A 6222-nucleotide genomic window follows, 5' to 3' on the forward strand; every position below is an offset into this window, starting at 1 on the left:
CGTTCTTCGCGTCGCCGACCAAGCCGCACGCGCGTGCGGCGTCGCCGCGCCTGCTGCGCGACGCGAAAGCGTTCGGCCTGCCGCTGGTGGCGATCGGGGGCATCACGCACGACAATGCGCGCGGGCTCATCGACGCCGGCGCCGACGCCGTCGCGGTGATCTCGGCGCTGTTCGGCGCGCGCGACGTGCGCGAGGCCGCGCGCCGCTTCAGCGACCTCTTCGATCCCGACGCGAGCCGACGATGACGACGAACCACGAACTGTTCCAGCGCGCGCAGGCGCGCATCCCCGGCGGCGTGAATTCACCCGTGCGCGCATTCAAGTCGGTCGGCGGCGAACCGTTCTTCACTGCACGCGCCGACGGCGCGTACCTGTGGGACGTCGAAGGCACGCGCTACGTCGACTACGTCGGCTCGTGGGGCCCGATGATCGTCGGCCACAACCATCCGAGCGTGCGCGCCGCGGTCGAGCGCGCGATCCGCGACGGCCTCTCGTTCGGCACGCCGTGCGAAGCCGAAGTCACGATGGCCGAGACGATCGCCGAGATCGTGCCGTCGATCGACGTCGTGCGCATGGTCAATTCGGGCACCGAAGCGACGATGTCGGCGATCCGCCTCGCGCGCGGTCACACCGGGCGCCAGCGCATCGTGAAGTTCGAGGGCTGCTATCACGGCCATGGCGACGCATTCCTCGTCAAGGCCGGTTCCGGCGCGCTCACCCTCGGCGTGCCGACCTCGCCCGGCGTGCCGAAGGCGCTCGCCGACCTCACGCTGACGTTGCCGTACAACGACCTCGACGCCGCGCAGCGGCTGTTCGCCGAAAGCGGCGACGAGATCGCCGCGCTGATCATCGAACCGGTCGCCGGCAACATGAACTGCATCCTGCCGCGCGAGGGCTACCTCGCCGCGCTGCGCGAGCTGTGCACGAAGCACGGCGCGCTGCTCATCTTCGACGAGGTCATGACCGGTTTCCGCGTCGCGCTCGGCGGCGCGCAGGCCCACTACGGCATCACGCCCGACCTCAGCACGTTCGGCAAGATCATCGGCGGCGGCATGCCCGTCGGCGCCTACGGCGGACGACGCGAGATCATGCTGCAGGTCGCGCCCGCGGGCCCGATCTACCAGGCCGGCACCCTGAGCGGCAATCCGGTCGCGATGGCGGCCGGCCTCGCGATGCTCGATCTCGTCCGCACGCCCGGCTTCCACGCCGAGCTCGATCGCCGCACGCGCCTCCTCACCGACGGCTTCGCCGCGGCCGCCGCCGAGGCCGGCGTGCCGTTCAGCGTCAACCGCATCTGCGGCATGTTCGGCCTGTTCTTCACCGATGCGGCGAAGGTCGAGACCTACGCGCAGGCGACCGCGTGCGACGTGGCGATGTTCAACCGCTTCTTCCACGCGATGCTCAGTCGTGGCGTCTACCTCGCACCGAGCGCGTTCGAAGCGGGCTTCGTCTCGATCGCGCATTCCGAAGACGTGATCGCCGCGACGATCGACGTCGCGCGCGCCGCCTTCCGCGCGGCAGCCGCGGCCTGAGGTGGCTTCCGACTGACTTTACACATAGGTGGGTTTACTATCCTGTGCGGCCCGGCAGGATGGGGTTCCGTCACATGGCGGAGCCTCCAAGGAATCGACCGATGAACATCATCCCCACCGTCGTCGGCGCGCTCGCGCTGACGTTGGCCTTCGCCGCCTCGCCGTGGACCGCGACGACGGCGCATGCCGCGCCCGCAACCCCCACGCCCGCCGCGGCACCCGCCGCGCCGAAGCTGCATGCGGCGATGCGCGAACTCTGGCAAGGCCACGCCGCCACCACGCGCGACTACGCGAACGCGGTGGAGGCGGGCGATCGCGTCCTCGCCGCGCACGCGGCCGACTCGGTCGTCGCCAATGCGACGAAGATCGCCGATGCCGTCGGCGGCTTCTACGGCGAGGCAGCGGGCAAGCGGATGCTCGAGCTCCTCGCCGGCCACTGGGGCGGCGTCAAGGCACTCACCGACGCCGGCAAGGTCGGCGATACCGCGGCAGGTGCGCAGGCGATGCGGGATCTCGCCGCGAACGCCGATACGATCGCGAAGTTCCTTGCCGGCGCGAACCCGAACCTGCCCGAGGGCACGGTGAACGGCCTGCTGGTCGCCCACGCGGGCCATCACGCGAACCTGATCGGCGACATCATGAAGGGCGACCGTGCCGCCGCGGCGAAGACCTGGAGCGCGATGCAGGCGCACATGGACACGATCGCCGACGCGCTCGCCGACGGCATCGCCAAGCAGTTCCCTGCGAAGGCGGATTGAGCGCGCGATGAAGCCCGCGAGTGCGCTCTCGCAACTGGGGCCGACGCAGCAACGCGTGTTGCGCCGGCTCCTGCTCGCGCCGCAGGGCGCGACAGTCGAGACGCTCTGCGCGGCGATCGGCATCAGCCACAACGCGGTGAGGCAGCACCTGACCGCGTTGATCGCCGCGGGGTACGTCGAGCGCGGCACCGCGTTGCCGAGCGGCGGCCGGCCGCAGGCGCGCTACGTGCTGCAGGCCGCCGGGCGCGAGCTGTTCCCGCGCAATTACGGCCTGGTCGCGACGAGCGTGCTCGAGCACCTGTATGCGGCGAGCGGCAAGTCCGCCGTGCAGGCGCTGCTCGCGACGATCGGCCGCGAGCTCGGCACGGCCGCGGCGGAGCGGATCGCGAACTCCGACGACGACGAAACCGCACGTGCGCTCGCCGACCAGCTCGACGCTCTCGGCTACGAGGCGCTCGCGGTGCGCCGCGACGGCGAAACGCAGGTCGAAGCGTACAACTGCGTCTTCCATGCGCTCGCGAAGGCGCATCCCGACGTCTGCCGCTTCGACCTCGCCTTCATGGAGGCGGCGACGGGCCGGCCGGTGCAGCATCTCGAATGCCTCGTGCGCGGCGGGCATGCGTGTCGCTTCCGCCTGGGTCGGAAGCACGAGCCCTGACCCGGCGCCTCAGGCCGCGTCGTGAAAGATGAGTCCGAGCGTGTGGCGCTGCCCGCGCCGGACGCGGCTGACGCCGTGCCGAAGGGCGACGCGGCCGGTTCCGCGCGCACCTCGTACCGGCCGCTGGTTCACCGCGAACACGACTGCGTCCCCCTGTTCGAGCGGCACGACCTGCACGCGCGACTGCATGCGCGGCCGCTGTTCGGTCAGCACGAACTCGCCGCCGTCGAAATCCTCGCCCGGTCGCGACAGCAGGATCGCGACCTGCAGCGGGAACACATGCGCCCCGTAGAGGTCCTGGTGCAGGCAGTTGTAGTCGCCCGGTCCGTAGCGCAGCAGCAGTGGCGTCGGCCGCCGCTGTCCCGCCGCATGGCAGCGCGCGAGGAAGTCCGCGTGAACGGCCGGGAAATCGGCCGGCAGGCCCATCGCCGCGTGCCAGCGGTTCGCGATCGGCGCAAGGCGCTCGTAGAGCGCGCCGCGCCACTGCTCGAGCCGCGCCGGCAGCGGATAGGCGTAATAGCGATATTCGCCCCGGCCGAAGCCGTGGCGCGCCATCACGACCGTGCTGCGGAAACGATCGTCGGCGTCGTAGCCGGCCGCGAGTTCGCGGCAGGTGGCGCGGTCGAGGAAGCCCGGCACGTGCGCATGGCCTTCGGCGTCGAGCGCGCGCTCGATGCGCGAGGCGTCGAATGCATCCAGGGCCGGATCGGGCGGTGGCACGGCGGACTGCGTCATCGGCGTTCGGCGCGCGAAAATGGACGTGCGAGGTTGCCGCGGATCGGCAACGCGCGCACTCCGCTTCTTGCGCGTTCGTCGGCCGCTACCAGCTGCCCGTGTTCGGCATCGACGCCCACGGTTCCGCCGGCGGCAGCGGATCGCCCTTCTGCAGCAGTTCGACCGAGATCAGGTCGGGCGAGCGCACGAACGCCATGTGCCCGTCGCGCGGCGGGCGGTTGATGACGACGCCCATCGCGGCGAGGTGCGCGCAGGTCGCATGGATGTCGTCGACCCGGAATGCGAGATGGCCGAAGTTGCGCGCCGATCCATAGTCCTCGTCCGAACCCCAGTTGTACGTCAGCTCGATCTCGGCCTCCGGCGATTCGTCGGCGGCGAGGAAGACGAGCGTGAACTTGCCCGCCGCATGCTCCTTGCGGCGCACCTCGCGCAGGCCGAGGCCGTCGCAGAAGAAGCGCAGTGCAGCGTCGAGATCGTGCACGCGGATCATCGTATGCAGGTATTTCATTCGGACTCCTGGCGGGACTGGGGTGGGACGCGCGGACACGCGCCTGTTCGCGGCATGCGGCCGTTCCTGCGCCGATCAGGCGCGCTGGAAGCGCGGCATGTAGTGCTGCAGTTGCGCGAGCCGCTGCAGCGGATCGGTCATCTGCAGCAGGTGCTGCTTCTCCGGCTGCGCGAGCGGCAGCATCTCGGCGAGTCGGAAGCCGACCCAGCTCGCATCGTCGAGGCGTGCGCGATCCACGCTCGCGAACGCGCCGCCGACCTGTTCGAGCAGGCGCTCGAGGATCGTCGCGAGCAGGCCGTGCTCGGGCGGAACCTCGACGCGCGGCTCGTCCGGCCAGAAGCGCACTTCGCCGTGCACGAGACCGTCGTTGCGCACGCGCGTCGTCGCGACCTGGAAGCGCTCGCCGCCCTCGGCGCTGATGCCGAGCAGGCCGTCGGGCAAGGTGCAGAAATCGGTGATGCGCGCGAGCGTGCCGATCGCGGCCGGCACGGCCGGATCGCCCGCCTCGCGCCCGGCGAGGATCAGGCAGACGCCGAAACCGCTGCCGCTGCGCGAGCAGTCGCGCACGAGGTCGAGGTAGCGCCGTTCGAAGATGCGCAGGTTGAGCGGCCCGCCGGGGAACAGCACTGCGGACAATGGGAACAGCGGGATGTCGACGAGCGGCACGCGCGCAGTCTAGCGAAAAAGCGCCACGGTGGAACGCGGTCGCGGCGAACGCCTCGCGCAGCGTCGATCGACCGCGCACGACGGCGCCGCCGCTCATTCCCTCGCGGCGAGCGCCGCGGCGAAACGGCGCGGCGCGTTCTCGAAGCCGCCGTTGGACATGAACACGACGTGGTCGCCCGCGCGCGCCTGCGCGAGCAGATCGGCGACGAGCGCGTCGACGCTCGTGGCGGTGCGCCCGCGCCCGCCGAGCGCGTCGACGGTGCGCGCGGTGTCCCAGCCCAGCTCGGGGCGCGCGAGCAGTACGACCGCATCGGCGTCGGCGAGCGACGGCGCGAGTTCGTCCGCGTGCGCGCCCATGCGCATCGAGTTCGAACGCGGCTCCATGCCGACGAGGATGCGCGCCGCGCCGACCTTCGCGCGCAAGCCCGCGAGCGTCGTCGCGATCGCGGTCGGATGATGCGCGAAGTCGTCGTAGACGCGGACGCCGCCGTGTTCGCCGACGAGTTCCATGCGGCGCGCGACATTGCGGAACGTCGCCAGCGCGCGCAGCGCGATGCCGACGTCGACGCCGGCCGCGTGCGCGGCGGCGATCGCGGCGAGCGCGTTCATCACGTTGTGCCGGCCGCCGAGCGCCCACGTCGCCTCGCCCAGATCGCGGCCCGCGTGCGAGACGACGAACGACGATCCGTCCGCCGCGGTGGGGCGCGCACGCCAGTCGCCCGCGTCGATGCCGAACGTCTCGACCGGGGTCCAGCAGCCCATCGCGAGCACGTCGGCCAGGCGCGCGTCCTCGGCATTGACGACGAGGCGGCCGTTGCGCGGCACGGTGCGCACGAGATGGTGGAACTGGCGCTGGATCGCGGCGACATCGGGAAAGATGTCGGCGTGGTCGTACTCGAGGTTGTTGAGGATCGCGATCGTCGGCCGGTAGTGCACGAACTTGGAGCGCTTGTCGAAGAACGCGGTGTCGTACTCGTCCGCCTCGATCACGAAATCCGCCGCCGCGGGCGGCGACGACCGTCCCTCGCCCGCGAAGCGGGAGAGGGGGGGACCATCGGCGGATGCCGATGGTGGGGTGAGGGAAACGCCCCCCAGCCGCGCCGAGACGCCGAAATTCGCCGGCACGCCACCGACGAGGAAGCCGGGATCGCGCCCGGCCGATTCGAGGATCCACGCGAGCAGCGAGGTCGTCGTCGTCTTGCCGTGCGTGCCCGCGACCGCGAGCACGCGACGCGTCGCGAGGACGGATTCGCCGAGCCACTGCGGCCCCGACACGTAGCGCAGGCGTGCATCGAGCATGTGCTCGATCGCGGGATTGCCGCGCGACATCGCATTGCCGACGACGACGAGATCGGGCGGCGGCTCG

General features: G+C 71.2%; 8 protein-coding genes. 4 read left to right on the forward strand and 4 right to left on the reverse strand.

Annotation, left to right across the window (positions count from 1 at the left end):
- The 4 genes from VI238_RS11055 to VI238_RS11070 form a co-directional block, all read left to right on the forward strand.
- On the forward strand, positions 1–245 hold a 245-nt coding region (locus VI238_RS11055), incomplete at its 5' end, for a thiamine phosphate synthase (RefSeq protein ID WP_331651270.1).
- Positions 242–1531 (forward strand): glutamate-1-semialdehyde 2,1-aminomutase, encoded by a 1290-nt coding sequence (hemL, locus tag VI238_RS11060; RefSeq protein ID WP_331651272.1) that lies wholly within the window; start codon positions 242–244, stop codon positions 1529–1531. The genes VI238_RS11055 and hemL, both read left to right, overlap by 4 nt.
- 101 nt (positions 1532–1632) lie before the next feature.
- A complete protein-coding gene (locus VI238_RS11065) occupies positions 1633–2289 on the forward strand; it encodes a hypothetical protein (protein ID WP_331651274.1) in 657 nt (218 codons plus the stop codon).
- 7 nt (positions 2290–2296) lie between these two features.
- Positions 2297–2947, forward strand: a complete 651-nt coding sequence (locus tag VI238_RS11070) for a helix-turn-helix transcriptional regulator (RefSeq protein WP_331651276.1) — start codon at positions 2297–2299, stop codon at positions 2945–2947.
- A 9-nt stretch (positions 2948–2956) separates the two neighbouring features.
- On the opposite strand, the gene VI238_RS11075 is transcribed toward VI238_RS11070, so the two are convergent.
- From VI238_RS11075 to mpl, 4 genes are all read right to left on the reverse strand, one after another.
- Positions 2957–3682, reverse strand: coding sequence for a 2OG-Fe(II) oxygenase (locus tag VI238_RS11075; RefSeq protein WP_331651278.1), 726 nt, complete (start codon positions 3680–3682; stop codon positions 2957–2959).
- An 85-nt stretch (positions 3683–3767) separates the two neighbouring features.
- The gene (locus VI238_RS11080; protein WP_331651280.1) at positions 3768–4190 is read right to left on the reverse strand and encodes a VOC family protein; all 423 of its coding nucleotides are present in this window, start codon (positions 4188–4190) and stop codon (positions 3768–3770) included.
- 75 nt (positions 4191–4265) lie between these two features.
- Positions 4266–4856, reverse strand: a complete 591-nt coding sequence (locus VI238_RS11085) for an LON peptidase substrate-binding domain-containing protein (RefSeq protein ID WP_331651282.1) — start codon at positions 4854–4856, stop codon at positions 4266–4268.
- A 93-nt stretch (positions 4857–4949) separates the two neighbouring features.
- On the reverse strand, positions 4950–6222 hold a 1273-nt coding region (gene mpl, locus VI238_RS11090; protein WP_331651284.1), incomplete at its 5' end, for a UDP-N-acetylmuramate:L-alanyl-gamma-D-glutamyl-meso-diaminopimelate ligase.

This window comes from Dokdonella sp. (assembly GCF_036518555.1).
Classification (GTDB): domain Bacteria; phylum Pseudomonadota; class Gammaproteobacteria; order Xanthomonadales; family Rhodanobacteraceae; genus Dokdonella_A.

What these genes read in the sequence shown, in the direction of transcription:
- hemL (WP_331651272.1), top strand. Translation starts at nt 242, where the DNA reads ATGACGACGAACCACGAACTGTTCCAGCGCGCGCAGGCGCGCATCCCC.
- VI238_RS11065 (WP_331651274.1), top strand. Translation starts at nt 1,633, where the DNA reads ATGAACATCATCCCCACCGTCGTCGGCGCGCTCGCGCTGACGTTGGCC.
- VI238_RS11070 (WP_331651276.1), top strand. Translation starts at nt 2,297, where the DNA reads ATGAAGCCCGCGAGTGCGCTCTCGCAACTGGGGCCGACGCAGCAACGC.
- VI238_RS11075 (WP_331651278.1), bottom strand. Translation starts at nt 3,682, where the DNA reads ATGACGCAGTCCGCCGTGCCACCGCCCGATCCGGCCCTGGATGCATTC.
- VI238_RS11080 (WP_331651280.1), bottom strand. Translation starts at nt 4,190, where the DNA reads ATGAAATACCTGCATACGATGATCCGCGTGCACGATCTCGACGCTGCA.